This is a genomic window from Geminicoccus sp. (genome assembly GCF_036263595.1).
Taxonomy (GTDB): Bacteria; Pseudomonadota; Alphaproteobacteria; order Geminicoccales; family Geminicoccaceae; genus Geminicoccus.
The window spans coordinates 1-21,233 of record NZ_DATAGQ010000095.1 but is presented as its reverse complement, the minus strand read 5'-3'; the positions used below and the strand labels follow the sequence as shown (position 1 = coordinate 21,233).

The window sequence follows — 21,233 nt, the reverse complement described above, 5'->3', positions numbered from 1 at the left end:
GGCGAGAGCGCCACCAGTTGCACGATTCCAGATCCAGCCATTGGGGAGCCCAAAGGCCGAGGACCACTATCTTATCGGCTCCAACCGGTGCCTGCTGGCCTCCTTCGCTTCTCCGGATACAGGCCATGAAGGCATGAATCCCTCGGGTCGCCCATGAACACCGCGAGCACCAGCGAAATCAGCTCGATCAAGCTCAGGCTCAAGACGCTTCCGCAGCTGTTCAACTCGTTCGATTCCGCGCCGTTTCCAGAGCGGGATCTGGACAGGGACGCCGAGGCGCACATTGTCGCCATTGTGCGGGAGATCCCTGCAGGTCAGGCGCTGAGGATCGCTCGCTGGTCGCTGCACTGGTATCATCCGTGGTTCCGGTACCGATCACCAGCCTTGAGAGGGCAGCCACCGACTCATCGGCGAGCGGAACGAGTTCCACGAAACCAGCGGTTCGCACAGCGCTGCGATGAAGATCCGGCAGGCAAACGATACCGAATGGCCACCGCGCTCGGCAGCGATGTTCGCGCCAGCTCGTATCCAAGTGGTTTCTGTCACCGGTCAGGGTGTCAATGCAGCGCTTGATGGTGCCGAGCTGATGACTTCCTCTACCCGCTCGATCAGGTAGGGGAAGAACGGGTTGGACGACATCCGCAGCAGCGAATCGAGACTGACGATCAGAGCGCCGCGCTCGCCGCGTGCGGCCACGGCGCCGAGATTGATGCCGAAATCCTCGTCAGTCCCAGGATGCATGCCGTAGAGGGCATCGCTCATCGGGAACGGCAACGCCACGTGGGAGAGCGAGAACACATTGCTCGGATAGAGCAGTTCCAAGGAACGGACCTCTTCCGTCGAGCTGCCACTCTCGGTGACACGTTCGACCACGTTGCGTTCAAGCGATGTCGATGGACTGAAGCAGAAGCTCGCCGGCATCGTGGCGGTCATGCTGGCCGTCCTGTTCCTGGAGCAGGTCATCACTGCGGCGGCTGAACAGGAACTGCTGGCCTGGGGTATCGCGATCGCCGCCGTGATCTTCGCCCTGGGCTACTTCATCCGCTCACATCCACCAAGCAAGTGAGCTTGGCGGCGCCGTACCTCCAGGGCACCGGCCAGGAGTAGCGCATGCGGATCCTGCAGTCGCCCAAGCCACACTGCCGATCCCCCTAGTTCTGGATCTGGATCCGCCTTGCCTTCGTCACGAACGACCTCACCAGGTCATACTCGAACGGCGAGCCGGTGGAGTGATAGCGGAGCGGGACCTGATATCTCTGGTCGATCGGCCAAAGGCCCCAGACCACGATGTCATAGAGTATATCGTCCCTGACATCGCTGGGTAACGCCTCCAGGGCCACGGTGAGGGCCACGAAGTCGACGCCCGTGCCCGTCGCATCGCGCAGGTTGGAAGGTCCAAGGATCGGCAGGACGAGATAGGGGCCATCCCCCACACCCCAGACGCCCAGCGTCTGGCCGAGATCCTCGTCCTGGCGCTTCAGGCCGATATGGCTCGCCGGGTCGAACAGGCCGAACAGGCCGATGGTGGAGTTCAGCATGAAGCGGAACAGCGTGGGCGATGCCTTCTCGACCTTGCCCTGCAGGACCGAGTTGGCAAAGGTCGGGATCTCACCCAAATTATCAAAGAAATTGCTGACACTGTCGCGTACAGGTTCGGGTGTCACGGCAACATACGCATCGACGATCGGCAGGTAGACATAGTCATCGAACTTCGCATTGAACTTGTAGATGGCGCGGTTGGTCTGCTCAAACGGATCGTAGACCGCCAGCGGGTTGACCACGGTCGCGGGCTGCTCCCTTGCGTCGACGAACTGCTCGATCTGTCGACGCGGCGGTGTGGTGACCGGTGGATCGGCGGCCGGGCCGGTGCTGCAGCCACCGAGCAACGCTGTGACCAGGCAGGCGGCACAAGCGGGCCGAGAAGCCATGTGCTTCATCACGCCGTGAAGAACCGGGTGATGTATCCGGTGACGGAACGATGAGCCAGATTGCCCATGTGGCCACCATTTGGATAAACCTGCGATCTTTCTTGAAAAATATTTACCAATATTTCTAGATCACCTTTCGCCAGGATGATGTCGTCGCTATTGGTAAGGAGATAGATATTTGTCTGTCGAGATAGCCAACCGCGAATGTACTCAAGGCTGCTCTGATCGATAAGATCCTGGCGGCTTACGGTCTCGTTTGCATATTGCTCGACATAGATGTCATTGAAATAGTCCATGAAGCTGAGACGCATGGCCACAGCCATGTAATCGCCAAGTGGCGTGGTCGAGCGGAACTGCTTGTCGAACGGGAAGACGTAGCCGGCGTGACCCATGACGTCGGAAGTAAAGATAAGGTTCATCGTGGAGAAGCGGAAGGCAAGCCCGACCGTGGTGGCGAGGCTTTCGTCACTTGGCTGCATCCTGCTGTAGGCCTCAAACAGGAAGTCCTGATCGCTGAAGTCGAGTGGATCGCTCGTGCTGTAGGCATGGCTCAGCCGGGCGCCTGCCTGGTTGAGGAAGTATCGGAGGCCATCGATGCCGTTGGGCAGTCCCTTGTAGAGCATGGCATCGATCTCCTCGATCGAGCGGTACAGGCTCAGTGGTGGATTGAGGAGAAGGACTCTATCGAAGCCGATCCTGTCCTCACGCTCCGCGTCGGCCTTGGCGACGAATGCCGCATGCCAGGCACCTAGGCTGTAGCCGGCCAGGTCGTAGCGGGTGACCTGAATCTCGCCGGCAAGCCGGTCTTTCAAGGCATGCATGACCCGCAGGAGGTCGGAAGCGTCATGTCCCGCCCTTCCAGGCAGGAAGTTGGAACTGGCAGTGACGATGAAGTTCGCATGGCTGGGCGAGGGGATCAGAATCACATGTGATCCGCCTGCGTGCATGATGCGCCCCAGAAGGAGCATCAGCCTGGAGCGGTCATCCGCTCCCGTTCCACCGATCACGAAGACCAGCGGCGCCGGGCCAGATTGCAGCAGGACCGAGTAGTCCATCCCGTCATAGTACCAGAAGCCCTCTGGTATCGTCCGCTCCGGGAAGAGTACGAGCTTGCGCCGCTGTGGCGCGGTCCTGATCGGGAAGACCCCTCGTTGCTCCGAGGGTGTACCCACCACGGTTGCCACCCAAGGGTTGTCAAAAGGGAAGTCATATGGCGGGACCGGCAGCGCGCTCCGCTCCGGCACTGGAGCGCTGGTCGTACAGCCACCGAGCAGGAGGCCAGCCATCGCCAGCACCTCCCGGCGGGAGCAAAACTGACCGTAAGGCGAACGGATCGCAGGGATACGAAAAGTCGACCGCATCATGCTCGAGGGTTATCCATGGGAGGAATTGGCGTCGTGCATCTTTCGATCTGACCTCGGAACGCTCGAGAGAGCCGCATGGGAGAAGCTGGCCCTGAGTTGTACGCGCCCTTAGGCCGCGCCAACCAGTAGCGGCGGCCTGCATAATCCTGGTTCGTGGCGGTTCGATAGGATCGAGAACTTTTTGTCATCCTCGTCAGGCGCTGATCAAAGCAGGAGGCGCATGAATCGAGGCCGCTTTTGCAGCCAGCCGTAGCGTCAATCATCAGGGACATCAACACGGACGGAATCCTAGACTATCGGCGGACCAGCATTCCTGACGCAGCACCACCTGTCTCTCTGTGGGACTGCTACCAATGTCGATGGAACGGCCTTTTCCCTTCTCACATGCCTATTCTCCAGCTAGCAATATGTAGGAATAGGCGAATAGGCAACCGCCCGAGAATGTCGGATCGAAAGGGCAGAACCAATGCTGGTGCCAAGAGCATCGACACAGGGGAAACGGACATCAATCTTGGCAAGGTCTGTGGTGAGGCTCTGTTTTCTCATCATGGCAGCCGGGACGAGCGGATCCGCTGCTGCGCAAGATGGCTTGCCAGGGGTTGCGCCATGTCCTTGCAGCTATGAAAGGATCGCCTTTGAAGCAGCTGATACCAATGATGACAACTTGGTGAGCGAAGCTGAGTTCGGGAGAGATGCGGCGGCCGGTTTCAGCACACTCGACAAGGATGGCAGCCTTACGTTGAGGCCGGAGGAGCTGGGACCACACGATCCAGCGAGATTTTCGCGCATCGACACCAATGGTGATGGTGTCCTTACTTTCTCCGAAGTAATGGCCAACAAGATCCGGGCCCTGGAGGAAGGCGACAAGAACAAGGACGACGGTCTCTCTTTCGAGGAGATGGTCCAGTCCGTAGAGGCCGACGAGGGGATCGGGCAATGACAAGGCCGCACGAGGGGAGCCGATCCTGGTCAAAGAAGATCTGGGTGATGGGGATCGCCGCGTTGGTGCTGGCCGGCTGTGAAGGCGGTGGCACCGCGCCCGCCGGGGTAGGAACCGTCGGTGGCGCCGTCGCCGGTGCCGGTACCAGCCGAATGCTGTTCGGCAACAGCACGAGCGGCATGCTCATTGGTGGTGCCGTCGGTGGTCTCGCCGGCAACATGATGCTGGACCGGCCGGCGGAAGAACGGCAACGCCAGCAGGCGCAGGCGTCCCGGGACGCCGACATGCAACGACAGCTGGAGTTCGAGCGGCAGCGGGCTCTCCAGCAGGAAGAGGTCCGGGTCCAGATCGAGGAAGACCGCCTGTTCCGCGAATGGCAGCGCGAGCGCCTGGGGACCTAGCGGCAACGGCACTAGTGTTCTGTCTGGTGCTGGGGGGGGTGTTGTCGGTCCGTCGGACAAGTTGGAGAGCGAACGGGTCGTGCTCGGGGCAGCACGCCGGGCCGAGCGACCCTTGCAAAGGCTGGCAAAGCCCGCGAACCGCGTGAAGGCCATCCCGCCGGGACCTGTCCGCTGCCATGGACCCGCCACCTCTTTGCATGGTGCCGATGACTGGATGATGCGGCGTCGCCGTCTCTTCGTGCCAGCCCGACCGGCCCGGGCAGGCTCGTTTCCCGAGGCCCGCCCCGAATCGAGCGGATGCCGTGCCTGCGTGCGTTGGCGTGACCGTGGCGAAGGGAGAAGCGGCGGTCGAGAGGTCCGCCTCGCGCACGCCCGGGACCTTGGCTCCGGTGGCGAGGGCGCGGATGGCGACGTGGTCCACGACGCCGCAACGGTCCGCACCTTCCGCCTGGGCCTAGATCACCGCTGCAGCCTCGTCGTCGACCTTCCCGGCATCGTGAGCCGTTCGATGTTGCCGCCGACCATCCCGGCTGCAGATGCGCGTAGGGACACTCATGGCGGAAGATCGATGCCATCGGCTCGTTCGGTGCGAGGGTCAGGGGGCGGAGTTCCTGCCAGGATCGGCCTGATGGCGGCGGCTGTTGATGGAGGCTTTGCCGGCATCACTTTCTACGTCCCCCGGAAGGTCCGGAACGCGCACCTCCTCGGGCGGGGATTTGCAGGGAACTCGACAAGGCGGATCAATTCCACCTGAAGCCGCTGCTGCGCGCGGCCCGGCACGAACCATGACACGGTAGGATCTAGCTGGTCGAGGGAAACGGCTTTTGCCTGAAGGCATACAGTCCGCCTGTGAGACCCGGTCGTCCATCAGGCAGGCCCGAGTGGTAGGCCCAGCAGGTACCAGGCGATCAGGAGGAGGGTCCAGACGACGATGAGGATCGCGGTATATGGCAGCATGAGGGAAACGATCGTGCCGATGCCGGCGTCCTTCTGGTACTTGGAAGCAAAGCCGACCATCACCCCGAGATACACGTTCAGCGGAGTCATGACGTTCATCGGTGAATCGCCGACCCGGTAGGCCGCCAGGACCAGGTTTGGATCCTTGCCGAGCTGCATGAAGAGCGGGATGAACACAGGTGCGAAGATCGCCCATTTCGCGACAGCACCCGTGATCAGCATGTCGAGCAGGAAGATGATCAGCACGAAGATGATGATGTAGCCGATCGTGTTGATCGGTGCGTCCTGCAGGAGGCTGGCAAGGTTGGCAGCCAGCACGGTCGCCATGTTGGTGAAGCTGAAGAAGGCGATGAACTGGGAGATCACCAGGAGGAGAAAGATCAGGCCCGCCAGACCTGCGAAGGTCTTCACGATCATGCCGATCGCCTGGGTGAGGTCCTTGATCGTCCCGGCGCCCTTGCCGTAGGCGAAGCCCACCGTGAAGAAAAGCGCGCTGATCTGGATGATCAGGCCATCCATGAATGGCGAGCCGGAGAGGATCTCGCCGGTCTGCGGGCTGCGCAGCACCGAGTTCGTCGGTGCCGTCAGGAGCGCGACCACGGCCACGAACACCGCGAGCGCGATGCCGGCATAGCGGAGGCCTTTCGACTGCTCCGCGGTGATCCCTTCCGCTGCCTCGACCGGCACTCCGCCTGTGTATGGTCCCAGACGCGGCTCGACGATCTTCTCGGTGATGAGCGTGCAGAGAATGCCCATCAGGATGCTGGACGCGATCATGAAGTAGAGGTTGCCGACGAGGGTGACCTCGCGCGCGGGGTCGACCATGCGGATCGCGTCGTTGGTCATTTCGGCCAGGAGCGCGTCCGTCGGCGTCACGAACAGGTTGACGAGGAATACCGCCGCCACGCCGGAGAAGGCAGCGGCGAGCCCCGCCAGTGGATGGCGCTCCAAACTGTGGAAGGCGGCAGCGCCCAATGGGACCAGCACCAGGTAGCCGGCATCTGCGGCGATCGAGGACACAACCCCGAGCATGACGACGATGAAGGTGAAGATGGAGCGCGGCGCGATGAGGACGATCTTGCGGACCAGCGTCGCGATCAGGCCGGATTCCTCGGCGACGCCCACACCGATCATCGCGATGATGATCACGCCGACAGAGCCGAAGCCCAGGAAATTGCGGACGGGGGAGGTGATCATGAAGCGCAGGCCGTCGACCGACAGCAGGCTTTGCACCGCCGTCGTCCGCATCTCGATCTCGCCCGAAGCCGGATCGGCGACTTCATAGGAAATGGAGGTTCCCAGGAGGCCAAAGATGGCCGACAAGACGATGACGATGCCGATCAGAACAAAAAAGATGATGGCTGGATGCGGCACCTTGTTCCCGACACGTTCCACCGTGGCGAGAAATCCGTCCAGAGCACTCGGCTTCTTAGATCCCATCGGCGCTGGACGTGCAGCTTTGGCCGCCATGACCCCCCTCGAACACTGGTTTCAGTAAGCACAATCGGCCTACCGCCGTGATATTATCTAGAATTGGTCCGTTATTCTCAAAGAAAACACCAATAAAACTATAATAAATCATGATAAATAACAGCAAGATGCCGGTAGCGGTACCCGAGCCCGAGGCGCCCGAAAACAGAACCTGGAGACTTCCGCTGAAAAATAATCTACAGCAAATTTATGATAAATGTTTAGTGTTTTTTTGTTTTTCGCGATTGTCGTGCTACTTGCCAGGTCGCCGTGATATGTTAGTTCGCCTGCCCCTGCTCTCTGCTTGTTGACCTATCTGCTGCGAGCGAGCCGATGGGACGGCCGGTTGCAGGTGTGGTGGTTGCGGCCTCGACACAGCAGCACCGTTGCTGAAGGTCCGCCATCCGTACTACAGTTCTTTAGCCGTAATCTGCGGCGGACCGCCGAAGCGACGTCCAGTGTCACTGACCCCTGGGCAGTGTGGAGAACCCATCCGCACAGGATCCGAAATGGCGGCTGGTCCTGTTCGCCTGAAAGGCGTGCGGCTTTGGGGACGACCACGTTTGATGGACGTAAGCCCTGCGCGACCGCCGATACCTGGTTGAGCATTCGAATGCGCTCATGGTTCGATAGATTAAACCATACTTGTCGATCGTCCCAGGACGTGAATGGCCTTTGCACGGTTGACACTAATAACACCTGCAAGAATCGGCAAGGCTAGAGCTGATATCCCAAGACATCGAATGGTTACTGGCACTGTCCCCTCCCGCAGAACAGTAAGGTTGGAGCCCGTGAGCGAGATCTGGATCGTTTTCATCATCATCGCTGCAGTGGTCGTACTGTTCATGTGGGACCGATTGCCGGTTATCGCGGTCTGCGTAGCAGCTGCGATGTCGCTTTGGGCCACCGGCATCCTGACATTGAACCAGAGCTTGGCGGGCTTTGGCGACCCGGCGGTGATCTTCATCGCCGCACTCTTCGTCGTCAGCGCCGGGCTGGAGGTAGCGGGCGTGACGGCCTGGGCAGGGCAGCTCCTGATCAAGCAAGCGGGTGAAAGCCGGACGCGGCTGATCGTGCTGATGATGAGCTTCGTGGGGGTCCTGAGCGCGTTGATCAGCGTGAACGGTGCGGTGGCGGCGCTCTTGCCCGTCTGCGTCGTCATGGCCATCCGGATGAGTCGCTAGCCCTCCCAGCTGCTGATGCCGCTGGTGTTCGGGGCGCATGCGGGATCCCTGCTGATGTTGACCGGCAGCCCGGTCAACGTCCTGGTCGTCGAGGCGTCAGCGGATGCTGGAGGCGGCGGCTTCAGCTATTTCGAGTTCGCGCTGGTCGGCGTGCCGATCGTGCTGGGCTGCATCGCCATCGTGGTGCTGTTCGGCAAACGTCTCCTTCCGAACCGCACCAGCAAGACGCTTCCACCCGACCTCAGCCAGCACGCGACCACCCTGGTCGAGCAGTATCAGCTGTCCCGTGAGGTGCACCAATTGCGCGTGCGGGCAGGATCCGCGCTCGTCGGAAAGTCGCGCGAGACCGTCGGCCTCGCGAACCAGGGCGATCTTGTCCTCGTCACCCTCAAGGACCCGCAAGGCCGGCCGATCCGCAACGACATCATCGGCGAAGGCGACCTGATCGTGCTGCGTGGCCCTGCTGACCAGGCGGCGGAAGTGGCCCAGGAGATGGGCCTTTCCTTCCGCGAGGACGTGCCTGAGGGTGGGCTGGCCGACCAGCTCTTCAACCGCAGTTCAGGGCTCGCAGAGGTGCTGATTCCACCCCGTTCGCCGCTGATCGGGCAACGCTTCTTTCCGGGCATGGTGACCGAGAGCGGCGACCTGATCGTGCTGGCGCTTCAGCGGCAAGGAACCGATCTGAAGCCCGGCGACGCGTTGGCAGCGGGCGACACGATGCTCCTGCAGGGCACCTGGAAGGCACTCGAGACCCGCCTCGACCAGGCCGAAGTGCTGGTGGTCAACTCGCCAGATTTGGTGCGCCGCCAGGCCGTCCCGATGGGAGCGGGTGCGCAGACGGTGATCGCTGCCCTGGTGATCATGGTGTTCCTGTTGGCCACCGGACTCGTGCCGCCCGCCGTCGCCGGGCTGCTGGCCGCCGGCATCATCCTGATCTCGGGCGTGCTCAGCGTCGAGCAGGTGTACCGCTCGATCAACTGGACGACGGTGATCATGGTCGGCGCGATGATGCCACTCTCCACGGCCATGCAGGAGACCGGTGCGGCGCAACTCCTCGCCGAGCGCCTCGTGGAACTGGTCGGGAATGCCGGGCCGCATTCCTTGCTCATCGGCCTCTTCCTGCTGTCGGCAGTCCTTGGCCAGGTGATCTCCAACACGGCCACGGCGCTGATCATCATTCCGATCTCGGTCGTCGCCGCTCAGCAGATGGGAATATCGGTACAGCCGGTACTCATGTGCGTGTGCATCGCCTGTGCCGGGGCCTTCCTGACGCCGGTCGCCACGGCGACTAACCTGATGGTGATGGAGCCGGGCGCCTACAAGTTCGGCGACTACTGGAAGCTCGGCCTGCCGATGCTGATCTGGTGCTTCATCCTGGCGATCTTCGTCGTGCCCTTCATCTGGCCCTTCTGAACCTGGTGCACCGACGATGCGGCGCAATGATGCCCAGGAGGTTGATGGCGACGATGAGCAGCTTGCAGCGCTCGTTGCCGAGGCTCGACCACTTGCCATTACAGGGCCGCCAGGATCCGCACCCATGACCGGATCCCCTTGTGGAAGCTCTTGAGGTCATACTTCTCGTTGGGGCTGTGAATCCGGTCGTCGCTGAGGCCGAACCCGACCATCACCACGTCGATCCCGAACTTGTCCTTGATGAGCGTCGTCACCGGAATGGAGCCACCCCCGCCCACGAAGGCGGCGTCGCGGCCCCATTCCCTGGTCAGAGCATCCTGGGTGCGCTGGAACGCCTTACCCCCCGTGTCGAACGCTACCGCGGTGCCCGACCCGTGCTCGATGAACTCGACCCTGCAGTCGGCCGGGATACGGGCCCTGACGAACTCCCGGAAGGCCGCGCGGACCTTGTGCGGGTCCTGATCGAACACCAGGCGGAACGAGATCTTGGCCGAGGCTTGTGCCGGTATCACGGTCTTGAATCCGGCGCCCTGATAGCCGCCGCCCATGCCGTTCACCTCGCAGGTCGGTCGTGACCAGACCATCTCGAGTGTCGACCGCCCCTTTTCCCCTGCCGGCGCCGACAGGCCGATTTCGCCCAGGAAGGCCTCGGTCGTGAAGTCGAGCTTCGCCCAGCTTTCCTTCAGCGCCTTCGGCAGTTCAGGCACCCCGTCATAGAAGCCGGGGATGGTGATCGACCCGTTCGCATCGCGCATGTCGGCGATGATCCGGGCGAGGATGTGGTTGGGGTTCGCTGCCGCGGAGCCGTAGAACCCTGAGTGCAGGTCGCGATCGGCGGCATGGATGATGATCTCCTCGCCGCAGAGGCCGCGCAGGCTGGTCGTGATCGCCGGTGTGTCGGCATTCCACATGTTGGTGTCGCAGATCAGCGCCAGATCCGCTCGCAACTCCTCGGTATTGGCGTCCAGGAACGGCGGCAGGTTGGCACCACCGGACTCTTCCTCGCCCTCCAGCAGGACGGTGATCGGGATCGGCAGCTTGCCGGTCACTGCCTTCCATGCACGGCAGGCCTCGACGAAGGTCATCAGCTGCCCCTTGTCGTCCGCTGCCCCGCGCCCGACGATCATCCGGCTGCCGTCGGCGCGGGTCACGATCAAGGGTTCGAATGGGTCGTGGTCCCAAAGCTCCAGGGGATCGACCGGCTGCACGTCGTAGTGGCCGTAGAACAGGACCGACGTTCCCGTTGCCGAGCGATCATGCCCGACAACCATGGGATGTCCCGCGGTGTTCCGTACACTCGAGTCGAAGCCGATCGAGGCAAGATCGGCCGCGTGCCATTCGGCACAAGCCCGGGTCTCGGCGGCGTAGGCCAGATCGGTGGAGATCGACTTCAGCCGCAAGGTCGCGAACAACCGTTCCGTCGCGGCATCGAGATTGCTATCGACGTGGGCCAGGACGGCATCCAGATCGGGCATTGGCAGCATTCTCCCGTAGTTTTACCGTATTATCGCGAAGAACCATGGCAAAGTCAGCATCCGCCGCACCACCGCCTTCACGAGGCTCGGCCTCGTCCGCTGGATTGGGTTTTTCAGCCTGCGTCAGCTGATTCGGCTAGTCAGGACCTCGTGGCGTCTAGCTGTATGGTCCCGGGATGTGTGTGACGGGTCGAGCCTGAACCGATCGGGCTCTTTGGCCCAGGCTTGGCAGATGAACTCGTAGGCCTCGTCGGCCAGCACCACCTGCTCGTCGCCGCAAACCAAGGCATCGGCGGTGATGCTCTCGCCAATGTCAGCGCTGAAACAGGATGGCTTTGCGGATCAGGTCGCTGCCCCCGCTGCAGCCTCCTGGCTGCAGCCCTTGCAAGGATGGATCGATCGTCTGCTGACAATCGATGATCCACCGCCAAGTGCGCCTTATAGCCAAAGAAACTTCGCTGGCCGCGCCGGGGCAAGCCAGCAGCCGGATCACGCTCGGTACCTTGCCCTCGCGCATGGGCGGCCGCTTCACGTCTGCTTCCGCCAGCGTCGCATCGATCGTCGTGCCCGCCTTGATCACCAGGCCGCGCCGTTCCAGCTGCCGGTTCAAGGCGTCGAAGATCGTCTTCGCCAGACCCGCCTCGGCCAGGCTCATCTGACCCGCCGCCTTGCGCACCATCGGCCGCCTCCCGTCCTTTTCCATCATCGAATCGCGATAGGACGCCAAAGCCTACGGTCTTGCGGCAGTCTCCAAAGAGCCTTTCTCGAAGCCGGCCGTCCGCTCGAACTATAGAATCATGGAGAGAAGGTTCGACCGGGTCGCCAAACATCGCGCGCGCAAACGCGTCGACATCCGTACCTGACAGGTTGCGGCGGCTTGCCAGTTGGAGGAGCGGCGAGGCGATAGACCCGTCGGCCATGCTGCCACGCCTAACAGGCGGCGTGCCAGGGATGATGAGCCCCTTCATCCCGGCAAACCGGGGTATCATCTCGATGCCGATGGCCACCAAGCGACCATTGACTACAACAGCTTGGGATATATCCGGCTTCGTGAGCAACTCGATAACAGCGTCGGCAAGGCCTGGACGTGTGTAGCTGCGTTTCGGATCAGGCGCGTTGCTGGACTGGCCATGACCAGGCAGATCAAACGCGATGAGCCAGTGGCAGTCGGATAGCTGACTTTGAAGTTGTCGTTGAAAGATGCCACGGCAGGAGGAACTGCCATGAATAAAGAGCACAGGCGTTCCGTCTCAGCCGCTTTCCTCCGCGGCAAGAGAGCCGTGTGATGTTTGGACAGTCCAGATAGGAGTAGAGCTGTTCATGTCATACGATCTTTTGTTTCAAATTTACGTGCACTGCACGACTTGCGCTCACATCTGTAGATTTGCATCCACTCCGGCGGACTCATTGGCCAACGGGCGTGAAGCCCCCCAACTCAGCTTGTCCAGGAACCTGAGGATCGCTGCATTGACCGCCTCAGGCCGCTCAAGTGTGGCGGTGTGTCCGCAGCCCGGAACCTCCACCAGTTCAGCCTGGAGGAGTTCCGCCATGACACGGCTCTCCTCCGGCGGCCGCGCGCGATCCTCACTGCCCGTGATAACGAGCGTGGGCGCCCGCACCTGCGCCAGCACGTCTAACGCGTGGGGTCGGTCAAAGATCAAGCGTCCCAGCGGCACGATTGATCGCCGCAACTTCTCCGCGGAAAAGCCATCGAGCTGCAGGCGCAGCCCATGCGGCAACATCGGCTTACGCGCGCTGACGTCCGTGGAGAAGAACAATGGCGTGATCGCATCGGCGATCTCGTCCTCGATCCTGCCGGCCGTTTCGACTTGGTCCAACATCGCCGCGTATGTCAGTCGCTTGGGCGTAGGCTCCTCCCCCAGATAGCTGTTCATCAGCACCAGCCCCGCGATCCGTCCAGGTGCGTGCGCAGCGAGATGAGCACCCCACATTCCACCCACCGACGATCCGATCACCACGCAGCGATCGATTCCGAGTTGGTCGAGAAGTTCGAGCATGGGCCGAGCAAGGTCGGCGGGCGTGTGTGTCCCGGCCGGCAGCGTTCCTGAGCGGCCATACCCCCACAACTCCGGCATGATGACACGGCAGCGGGCGGACAGGACAGGTGCCTGTGGCCGCCACATCCGCCAGTCCCACAAGAATCCATGTCCAAGGAGGACGGCTGGGCCCTGCCCCTGCTCGATGATCGAAAGCGAGCTACCTTCGATCGTCACCTGATGCTGGCTGGGTTCGTCGCCATTTGTTTTCATCGTCAATTCTCTGGAAGTCGCTCCAGAGGTGTGGCGGGCTGCGGTTTCGCGGACGCTTCAACTTCGGCCGATCGTGTTTCAGATGAAACTGACGTGAGGCGGCAGGCCGTGGCCGTGAAGGCGTACCGCCTCGCTCATCCCGATGGGCCCGGACACCGGATTTCAGGAACGGTCGAGGCTCCAGCGCCCGATGCGGCTGTAGATCCCATCCCGCATTCGCCTGATCTTCAAATTGAGATCTCCCAGGTCCGCAGGGGACTGACCGGACGCCTCAAGCAAGGCTTCGCCAAGGCAACCAGCCCTGTCCTCCAGGGCGCGTCCCTGGTCGGTCAGTGCTACGATCACCTGCCGTTCATCCTGGGGATTTCGGGTTCGCCGCACCAGCTGGGCGGCCTCCAGGCGCTTCAGGAGGGGTGTGAGAGTACTGGTTTCGAGGGCAAGCTGCTCGGCCAGACTGCCGACGGTCTGTCCGTCCTCTCGCCATAGGACGTTGAGGACGAGATACTGGGGATAGGTCAGCCTCAGCGAGTCGAGCAGCGGCCTGTAGGCCCGCTGGATGGCCATGCCTGCCGAGTAGATGGCGTAGCAGAGCTGGTCCTCGAGGTGCGGCGGGTGCTTCGGTCTGTCGGTCATGGCTGGCTCCTTGCAGCCATATAGCCCTTTCTCCACCATAATAAATATCGCGATAAAAATTATGCTGGACTCACGTAGCGAGTCACCGTTAGATTTATATATCGCGATAAGAATTATCGCATACCAAAGATGCTCCGTCCGTACGCCATCCGTGACGCCATCAACGTGCGGCCGTCGCTGGCCGCTTGGCTTCCATTCAGGAGGAACCCCTATGAACACGAAGATCCGTAGCTTGGTGGCCGCCGCCGCTACCGCGATGAGCATCGCCAGCAATGCACAGGCGCAGCCCGCTGATCATCCTCTATCAACGCAGCCGGTGCGGAACGTCGTGCTGGTGCACGGTGCCTTTGCCGACGGCTCGGGTTGGCGCGGCGTGTACGACGAGCTGACCGCGAAAGGCTACAGGGTCAGCATCGTCCAGAACCCGCTTACCTCTCTCGCCGATGACGTGGCCGCCACGCGCCGCGTTCTCAACCGTCAAGACGGCCCGACCATCCTGGTCGGTCACTCCTATGGCGGGACTGTCATCACCGAGGCGGGCAACGATCCCAAGGTGGCCGGCTTAGTTTATGTCGCTGCCCTGGCACCCGATGCCGGGGAGTCGACTGGTGACCAGTTCGCCGAGATTCCACCACCGCCGGAGTTCATCATCGAGGAACAGTCGGACGGGTTCGGCTTCGTCAACGGGCCCAAGTTCAAGAAGGGATTTGCTGCGGACACGAGCGACGCCGATGCGGCCTTCCTTAGGGACTCGCAGGTTCCAATCGCCATGTCCGCATTCAGCGCCAAGGTCACGCAGGCGGCGTGGCGGACCAAGCCCAGCTGGTTTGTGGTGGCGACGGAGGATAGTGCAATCGATCCGAGGCTCTTGCGCAGCACCGCGCGCCGCATCGGAGCGGTTACCGAGGAGGTGGCCGGCAGCCACGTCGTCTTTCTGACCAAGCCGAAAGCGGTGGCCGACGTGATCGACCGTGCCGCCATGGATGCCGGACGCACGGCGCTGGAAAGCCGCTGAGGCGGAATGCAGGCTCTTGCCTTCCGGTACTGGAGGGCCCCGGAGCGCCATTGCAGCCAGCATGGCTGGTGGCAGTGGCGCCCTGCTCTGGATCGAGCCAAAGATGCTTCCGGCAGGACCGGCCGGCGACTTACGCAATTTTGCCCTCCTGTTTCTGAGGCGAAAGAGGGAGTTAGATCCAAACTATCATCCTTCGTGATCTTCCTTTGGGCGGAAGGGCAGCGGCTGGTTGGTCAGTGACAGGGACAACGGACCCGGCTTGCGCAAGTCTGGTCATGATCCTGACCTTGCGCTCAGCTCGCGGGCCAAGCCGATGAAGGCCTTAAGGGCAGCCGAAGGGTTGCGCCGTCCGGGATAGTAGAGGCAGAGGCCAGCAAACGGCGGCGTCCAGTCCTCCAGTACGCGAACGAGGCGTCCTGCCTCGATGTCGGCTCGCACGTCCTGTTCCATGAAGAAGCCCAGCCCTATACCTTCCAGCACAGCAGTCCGTGCGAGGCTAGCTTCATCCAAGGTGATAGGTCCGCTCACGTCGATCTGAGCCATGTGCCCGCGTTTTTCGAACTGCCAACGGAACAGCGCGCCGTTCGGCAGGCGGACGCGGATGCACTGGTGATTGAGCAGGTCAGACGGGACATGCGGCGCGTCCTGCTTCTCGAAGTAGGATGGCGAGCCGACGACGGCATACCGCTGTGGCCGCCCAAGCGACACCGCGATCATGTCACTTGGCACGAGGTCGGCCACACGAACACCAAGGTCGAATCCCTCGGCCACAATGTCGACCAGCCGACCTTCCGTGACGAGATCGAGATGCACTTGCGGGTGACGGCGGAGGAACTCGAGCACGAGCGGCGAGAGAAGCTCGCGCGCCGCCGTGGCAAAGGCGTTGATGCGGAGCGTTCCCGATGGCGTTGCCTGCTGCGACCGCGCTGCTTCCATGGCGCCATGAATATCCTGCAAGGCAGGACCAACCTGAGCAATGAATGTTCGTCCAGCATCAGTAGGCGATACGCTGCGTGTCGTTCGGTTGAACAGGCGGACGCCAAGATTCGCCTCAAGTTTCCCCACAGCGTTGCTCAACGCCGTCGTCGACATGCCCAGATCGAGCGCCGCGGCGCGGAATGAGGCCCTGCGCGCAATGGCGATGATCGCATCGAGTTCATTTAATCCAGGCCGGTACATTGTCCCGCTTTTCGAGATCCTGCATCACGATCAATCCTGCTTATCGCAACGGATGTCTACGCCTACGTGGGAGAACAGAAGCAACCTCAGGCAGCAGGAGGAGTGTGATGAACCTGCCCTTTCCGATTCAGGCCTATTTCGACGCGGACAAGAGCAATGACAGACAGGCTCTGGTTCACGCCTTTGCACCTGAAGGCGCCGTCACCGACGAGGGCCAGTCTCATGTCGGCCGGCAGGCCATTGATGCATGGTGGCACGACGCGAAGGCCAAATATCAGCACCTCATCGAGCCACTTGAAGCAAGCGATACGGACGATGCTACCAGGGTCCGCGCCAGGGTGACCGGGCAGTTCCCTGGCAGCCCGGCCCTGCTTACCTTCATGTTTCGGCTCAAAGGTGGGCAGATCACGGGCCTGGAGATTGGGGGATGACGCCGTTCCTCTCTTTGGAAGGAAAGCGTGCCCTCATTACCTCCGGCACCCGTGGCGCGGGTGCCGCCACCGTGGCCCTGTTTTGTGAACTCGGTGCGCGGGTCTTGGCGGCAGCACGATCCCGGCCGGACGCGCTCCCCGAGGCAATGTTCGTCGCCGCCGACCTCGCATCTCCAGCGGGCTGTGCCACGCTTGCCGCCGCGGTGCGCGAGCGCCTGGGCGGGGTCGATATCGTCGTTCACATGCTCGGCGGCTCGTCTGCCCCGGCAGGAGGTTTCGCGGCGCTTGGCGATGCGGAATGGACCAAGGAACTCGATCTCAACCTGATGCCGGCCGTCCGGCTCGACCGCGAACTCGTGCCCATGATGGTGGCGCAGGGCCGCGGCGTCGTCATCCATGTCACCTCCATTCAGCGCGAGCTGCCGTTGCCGGAAGCGACGACCGCCTATGCCGCCGCGAAGGCCGCGCTCTCGACCTACAGCAAGAGCCTGTCCAAGGAGGTTTCGCCCAAGGGGGTGCGCGTGGTGCGCGTCTCGCCCGGGTGGATTGAAACCGAGGCCTCGGTGCGGCTGGCCGAGCGGCTCGCACAGGAGGCCGGCACCGACTACGAGGGCGGCAAGCAGATCATCATGAACGCGCTTGGCGGCATCCCGATTGGCCGGCCATCGAAGCCGGAGGAAGTTGCCAACCTGATCGCCTTCCTCGCCTCTGATCGGGCCGCGACCATTACCGGCACCGAATACGTCATCGATGGTGGTACCGTGCCCACCGTGTGAGCGGTGCACGACGCCCTTCGACGATGACATCGGCAGCAAGAGCCTGGAGCACTCGCTCCATGCACGCTTCATCTTCCCGGCGTCCTGAGGCTGCAGCCATCAACAAAGGACCTTAAACTGGTCGGCAAGGTTACCTTGCTCCGTCGAATGCCTCACGACGGAGGGCCTAGGATCCCAAGGCATTGGACGTTGGAGGCGACGCCTCTGAGGAGTGCTTGAGCCTGTTGAGTAGGTTCCAGACGTGCCGTGAGTGATTCACCGCAGCGACGCCTGGCCACGGACATCACCGTCCGGGCGTTCCAGCGCTGGCGGTGGCGGCACGGTCTGCAAAGGTCGCCTGGCTTGCCCAGCCGCCTGACCATTTCCTGCCGGTACGGCGTGCTGGCGACCACGGTGGCTGAGCGGCGCTTCTTGGCTACAGATCAGGCTGTCGATCTCCAGCTCTTCCCGGCAGAAGCGGTGGTTCGCCTCGCTGTCGTAGCCGGCGCCGGCGATCAACTGGTCGCAAGGCATGACATCGGCTGCGTTGGCGGCGAGCGGGACAAGATCGCTGACGTCACCGGCAGGTCCAGGCCCGACCCGCTGCGCCAAGAGCATCTGCGGCTCGATCCGATGTGTCAGTGCCCACTTCAGCCAGCCGCGTTGTCCTCGGTGACGGTGGGCACGCCATGCGACGTACCGGGAGGTGTGGGACAGCCATCATCCGGCAGCAGCCGGATGATCCGTCCCTCGACGAGGACCGGTTCAGAGAACCGGTAGGGGGTGATAGGGCTTGGTGAGCTTGTGAGTGATTCCGTGCTTGTCGCAGACGCGGTCGAAGATGTGGCCGCCGAAGAGAGCCTCGATCTCGGGGTAGCGGCCACGATTCTTTGGTAGGCCGGCAAAGGCCATGCCGTTGTCAGTCAGGACGGTATGGATCCGGTAAGGGAAGACCTCGACTACCCCGCGCAGGAAGGCGACGTGGCCGAAGCCCGTTCGCCTCCCGGGCCTGCTGGCCCGGTCCCTCCAAGATCGGATCAGCCGTCCGCTGACGGCTGATCGCCAGGAACATGAAGAGCTTGCCCTGGGCCAGTCGCAGCTCGCAGACGTGGACGTAGCCGATTGTGGTCAGGGCAAAGCGCTTGCGCCGGGAAGCCTCCTCCTCGCCTTGTGGCAGGCGGGAGATGCCGCAGCGCGCCAGGCATCGGTGCAGGGCGCTGCGCGAGCAAAGGCATCGTCTCCCGCAAGCAGCCCAGCACGTCATCGGGCGGAAGGACATATGGCCGGGGCGGTCCCATCCGCTGAACGATGGTCGTGGGTCCGGTGGCGCCACCTGGCGACGCCCTTGGGGTTCATCGCGTGGCGTGCGGCGAGGCTGCGGGTGGTCTCTTGCCACGCTTGGCGTTCGGCTCGACCGCGCGGCGTCGTTCTGGCTGAACCATAACGGCCCGGTGCCATCGTGTGTCCTCCCGTTCACGAGACAATGCACCACGACACCCCGGGACGTTACAGCTAGGGCGTCGGCCACGAGGAAGCTCTTCTCGCCGCGCAGGTCGATGTCCAGGATGGCGCGTCGAGGACTGACGTGGCGTCCAGCAAGCGCAGGGCCATCGTCACGGTCGGCACCGGCCCAATCACCAGCACGCCCAGCTTCTCCAACTCGTGCTGCAGGTCGTCGGCGAGGATGTACTCGTCCTCGACGACCAGGATGCGACGGTGGGGATCAGGCATGACTGACGGCCGCCTGGAACCGGCCAAGGACCACGAGGATACCAAGAGTGCATCGGCATCGGCCAGCGTCTGTACGATGCTGTACATGCAGCCAGTGCCGGAGGTGCTATAGCTAGCTCATCGCCTGCCGAGACCTTCCTACGCGGTCGGCTGAGAGAGGTACGTGAGCTCCCGTCAGCTTTCAGCGGGCATCTGTTCTCACCAGGGCACGTAGTCGGGGAACAAGGCCTTGCTCAGCTTGTAGAAGAGAGGACCGGATCTGCTTTCGTCGTTCTCGTCCAGCCGGTTCACGTTGATGACCATCACCGCCTGCAAGGCCGGCAGGTACCACATCTCGGAGCTGAAGCCGAAGATGGTCCCGTTGTGGCCACAGAACGGACCCAGCTTGATGACGCCCTCGCCATAGCGGGCGATGCCGGCCCCTTTCTTGCCGAGCGTGCGGGTCCGCAGGCGGGCCTCCTGCGTCGCCGGCTTCAGGAGGCGGCCGGCGCACAGTTCCTTGGCCCAGATGTGCAGGTCGGTGAGGTTCGAGACGATGGCACCCGCCCCGCCTGTCGGTGCCGGGTTGAGCAGGGTCGTGTCGACCAGCCGGTGGGTCCTCGGATCCAGGCTATAGCCGTGCAGGCGGCCATAAAGATAGGGCAGCTGTGGGTAGGACGAGTTCTTCATGCCGAGCGGCCGGAAGATCTTGTCGGCGAGCAGGCGGTCGATCCGCCGGCCGGTGACCTTTTCCAGGATCACGCCCAGCATGACGTAGTTCAGGTTGTTGTAGACAGTCTTTTCGTTCGGCGTCTGGAACTCGTCCTCAAGCTTGGCACCCCGCTTGATCATGTCGGCAGGTGTGAGGGCGATCAGGCGGTTCTCGTAGTATTCCTCGATGAACTCCTGACCCACAGAATCCGCGAGGCCGCTGCGCATGCGTAGCAGGTCGTAGACGCGGATCCTGCCGGCATTGGGGAAGTCGGGAAACCACTTGGAGATCTTGTCCCCCTTGCTGAGCTTGTTCTCGTCAACGAGCTGCAGGATCGCGGTGCCGATGACGGTCTTGGAGATGCTGGCGATCCTGAACAGCTCGGTCGGCTCGCGCCGCCGCCCGGTGCGCAGGTCCGCCTTGCCCATGCTGGTGACATAGCGGCCCTCGCCAGGCACCCAGACCCCCACCACCACGCTCGGCAGGTTCTCCGCCTTCATCTCCTCGGCGATGATCCGGTCCAGCTTCTGGATGTTCTCGGGCGAAAAGCGATCGGCTGCATGGGCCGCACTTCCCCAGCACCAGACCAGCCCGGCCGTGACCAGCGCCGCCCATCCGCGATTCATGAACATCGTTCCTCTCATTTCGGGTGCTGGCGTTCGAGCCCGAAGCCGTACCGACGGTGGCGCTATTGCGGCGCTGATCAACAGCTCACGGTAAAACAGAAACCATCAAGAATCACAATCTGTGGCAAGACAAAGCTTGATCGAGCTTGGCTCAACAGATCTCAGGACTTCAGGAAATCTCGATGTTCAAGCCAAGGACGACATGCAGATCCTGAGGCATGCTGCCGGCATCCTGACGCCAGAGCGGCGGCTTCCCGCGCGGTGCGCGTAGCCGCTCCGAGTGGACCGGCTGATCGGCACCAGCCGGTCCACTGGGATCAGTCGAACTCCTCGGGCGCCTCGGGACCATCATCGGGAGCTGCCCGGTCCTTGACCAGCTCGTACAGCTTGAGTGCAAGGGGAGGGAGCTCGTCCTTGCCTTCGGGTGCCTGGCTGTTGGCGAACGCGGTGACGACGAGGTCGTCCTTGGGGAAGTAGAAGTAGACGGCGCGGTAGCCGAGCGTGATCCCCTCGTAGAACCAGATGTGCCCGAGGCCCGGCGCATAGACCGCCGCCAGTCCCAGGCCGAAGCCGCGCGGTTCCTTGGCCGAGGTTGTTGCGATCGGCTTGCCGGTCTCGGACGAAACCAACTCCATCATCTCCTTCAGCTGCTTGGACGGCAGCACGCGTCCGCCGAACAGGCCGCGCACCCAGCGCTGCAGGTCGCGTGGCGTGGACACGATGCCGCCGGCCGCACCCGCCCAGCTGATGTCGGCGCGGCGCATGTCCTT

20 protein-coding genes and 2 pseudogenes are annotated in these 21,233 nt (G+C 62.5%); 8 read left to right on the top strand and 14 right to left on the bottom strand.

Going from position 1 to position 21,233, the window contains the following annotated elements:
• Positions 1 to 549: 549 nt before the first annotated feature.
• Complete coding sequence (locus tag VHL31_RS08745; protein ID WP_329660823.1) at positions 550 to 873, bottom strand: hypothetical protein; 324 nt, start codon at positions 871 to 873, stop codon at positions 550 to 552.
• Position 874: 1 nt separating this feature from the next.
• Here VHL31_RS08745 and VHL31_RS08740 point away from each other — a divergent pair, with 1 nt between their 5' ends.
• Positions 875 to 1,066 (top strand): hypothetical protein, encoded by a 192-nt coding sequence (locus tag VHL31_RS08740; RefSeq protein ID WP_329660822.1) that lies wholly within the window; start codon positions 875 to 877, stop codon positions 1,064 to 1,066.
• An 85-nt stretch (positions 1,067 to 1,151) separates the two neighbouring features.
• On the opposite strand, the gene VHL31_RS08735 is transcribed toward VHL31_RS08740, so the two are convergent.
• Positions 1,152 to 1,928 carry a VacJ family lipoprotein gene (locus tag VHL31_RS08735; RefSeq protein ID WP_329660821.1) on the bottom strand — a complete coding sequence of 259 codons (777 nt, stop codon included), beginning with the start codon at positions 1,926 to 1,928 and terminating at the stop codon, positions 1,152 to 1,154.
• An 8-nt stretch (positions 1,929 to 1,936) separates the two neighbouring features.
• Positions 1,937 to 3,214: a hypothetical protein gene (locus tag VHL31_RS08730; RefSeq protein WP_329660820.1), complete on the bottom strand. Its 1,278-nt coding sequence runs from the start codon at positions 3,212 to 3,214 to the stop codon at positions 1,937 to 1,939.
• Positions 3,215 to 3,803: 589 nt separating this feature from the next.
• Here VHL31_RS08730 and VHL31_RS08725 point away from each other — a divergent pair.
• Both VHL31_RS08725 and VHL31_RS08720 read left to right on the top strand, forming a co-directional pair.
• Positions 3,804 to 4,232 (top strand): hypothetical protein, encoded by a 429-nt coding sequence (locus VHL31_RS08725; protein WP_329660819.1) that lies wholly within the window; start codon positions 3,804 to 3,806, stop codon positions 4,230 to 4,232.
• Positions 4,229 to 4,633: a hypothetical protein gene (locus VHL31_RS08720; RefSeq protein WP_329660818.1), complete on the top strand. Its 405-nt coding sequence runs from the start codon at positions 4,229 to 4,231 to the stop codon at positions 4,631 to 4,633. The genes VHL31_RS08725 and VHL31_RS08720 overlap by 4 nt, the downstream gene beginning before the upstream one ends.
• An 867-nt stretch (positions 4,634 to 5,500) precedes the next feature.
• On the opposite strand, the gene VHL31_RS08715 is transcribed toward VHL31_RS08720, so the two are convergent.
• A complete protein-coding gene (locus tag VHL31_RS08715) occupies positions 5,501 to 6,964 on the bottom strand; it encodes an AbgT family transporter (RefSeq protein WP_329660839.1) in 1,464 nt (487 codons plus the stop codon).
• On the opposite strand from VHL31_RS08715, the gene VHL31_RS08710 reads away from it, so the two are divergent.
• A complete protein-coding gene (locus VHL31_RS08710; RefSeq protein WP_329660840.1) occupies positions 6,903 to 7,088 on the top strand; it encodes a hypothetical protein in 186 nt (61 codons plus the stop codon). The two genes, VHL31_RS08715 and VHL31_RS08710, sit on opposite strands and share 62 nt — an antisense overlap.
• Positions 7,089 to 7,851: 763 nt before the next feature.
• Positions 7,852 to 9,657, top strand: a pseudogene (locus VHL31_RS08705) (SLC13 family permease).
• A 98-nt stretch (positions 9,658 to 9,755) separates the two neighbouring features.
• On the opposite strand, the gene VHL31_RS08700 reads toward VHL31_RS08705, so the two are convergent.
• The 4 genes from VHL31_RS08700 to VHL31_RS08685 form a co-directional block, all read right to left on the bottom strand.
• A complete protein-coding gene (locus VHL31_RS08700; RefSeq protein WP_329660817.1) occupies positions 9,756 to 11,132 on the bottom strand; it encodes a M20/M25/M40 family metallo-hydrolase in 1,377 nt (458 codons plus the stop codon).
• 313 nt (positions 11,133 to 11,445) lie between these two features.
• Positions 11,446 to 11,811, bottom strand: coding sequence for a hypothetical protein (locus VHL31_RS08695; RefSeq protein ID WP_329660816.1), 366 nt, complete (start codon positions 11,809 to 11,811; stop codon positions 11,446 to 11,448).
• A 691-nt stretch (positions 11,812 to 12,502) separates the two neighbouring features.
• Entirely contained in the window at positions 12,503 to 13,402 is a 900-nt protein-coding gene (locus tag VHL31_RS08690; RefSeq protein WP_329660838.1) for an alpha/beta fold hydrolase, read from the bottom strand.
• Positions 13,403 to 13,564: 162 nt separating this feature from the next.
• On the bottom strand, positions 13,565 to 14,035 hold the full coding sequence (locus VHL31_RS08685) for a MarR family transcriptional regulator (protein WP_329660815.1): 471 nt from the start codon (positions 14,033 to 14,035) through the stop codon (positions 13,565 to 13,567).
• 211 nt (positions 14,036 to 14,246) lie between these two features.
• Here VHL31_RS08685 and VHL31_RS08680 point away from each other — a divergent pair, with 211 nt between their 5' ends.
• Positions 14,247 to 15,050 carry an alpha/beta hydrolase gene (locus VHL31_RS08680; RefSeq protein ID WP_349262395.1) on the top strand — a complete coding sequence of 268 codons (804 nt, stop codon included), beginning with the start codon at positions 14,247 to 14,249 and terminating at the stop codon, positions 15,048 to 15,050.
• Positions 15,051 to 15,323: 273 nt separating this feature from the next.
• Here VHL31_RS08680 and VHL31_RS08675 read toward each other — a convergent pair whose 3' ends face one another.
• Entirely contained in the window at positions 15,324 to 16,229 is a 906-nt protein-coding gene (locus VHL31_RS08675; RefSeq protein ID WP_329660814.1) for a LysR family transcriptional regulator, read from the bottom strand.
• Positions 16,230 to 16,336: 107 nt separating this feature from the next.
• Between VHL31_RS08675 and VHL31_RS08670 the strand changes: the two genes are divergently transcribed.
• On the top strand, positions 16,337 to 16,660 hold the full coding sequence (locus tag VHL31_RS08670; protein ID WP_329660813.1) for a nuclear transport factor 2 family protein: 324 nt from the start codon (positions 16,337 to 16,339) through the stop codon (positions 16,658 to 16,660).
• Positions 16,657 to 17,436 (top strand): SDR family oxidoreductase, encoded by a 780-nt coding sequence (locus tag VHL31_RS08665; RefSeq protein WP_329660812.1) that lies wholly within the window; start codon positions 16,657 to 16,659, stop codon positions 17,434 to 17,436. The genes VHL31_RS08670 and VHL31_RS08665 overlap by 4 nt, the downstream gene beginning before the upstream one ends.
• 255 nt (positions 17,437 to 17,691) lie before the next feature.
• Here VHL31_RS08665 and VHL31_RS08660 read toward each other — a convergent pair whose 3' ends face one another.
• From VHL31_RS08660 to VHL31_RS08640, 5 genes and pseudogenes are all read right to left on the bottom strand, one after another.
• Positions 17,692 to 18,033 carry a hypothetical protein gene (locus VHL31_RS08660; RefSeq protein WP_329660811.1) on the bottom strand — a complete coding sequence of 114 codons (342 nt, stop codon included), beginning with the start codon at positions 18,031 to 18,033 and terminating at the stop codon, positions 17,692 to 17,694.
• A 162-nt stretch (positions 18,034 to 18,195) separates the two neighbouring features.
• A pseudogene (locus tag VHL31_RS08655) lies at positions 18,196 to 18,873 on the bottom strand (IS481 family transposase); the annotation flags it as partial.
• A gap of 54 nt (positions 18,874 to 18,927) precedes the next feature.
• The gene (locus VHL31_RS08650; RefSeq protein ID WP_329660810.1) at positions 18,928 to 19,146 is read right to left on the bottom strand and encodes a hypothetical protein; all 219 of its coding nucleotides are present in this window, start codon (positions 19,144 to 19,146) and stop codon (positions 18,928 to 18,930) included.
• A 198-nt stretch (positions 19,147 to 19,344) separates the two neighbouring features.
• Positions 19,345 to 20,463, bottom strand: coding sequence for a serine hydrolase domain-containing protein (locus VHL31_RS08645; protein ID WP_329660809.1), 1,119 nt, complete (start codon positions 20,461 to 20,463; stop codon positions 19,345 to 19,347).
• 317 nt (positions 20,464 to 20,780) lie between these two features.
• A partial coding sequence (locus VHL31_RS08640) for a serine hydrolase domain-containing protein (RefSeq protein WP_329660808.1) occupies positions 20,781 to 21,233 on the bottom strand: 453 nt, incomplete at its 5' end.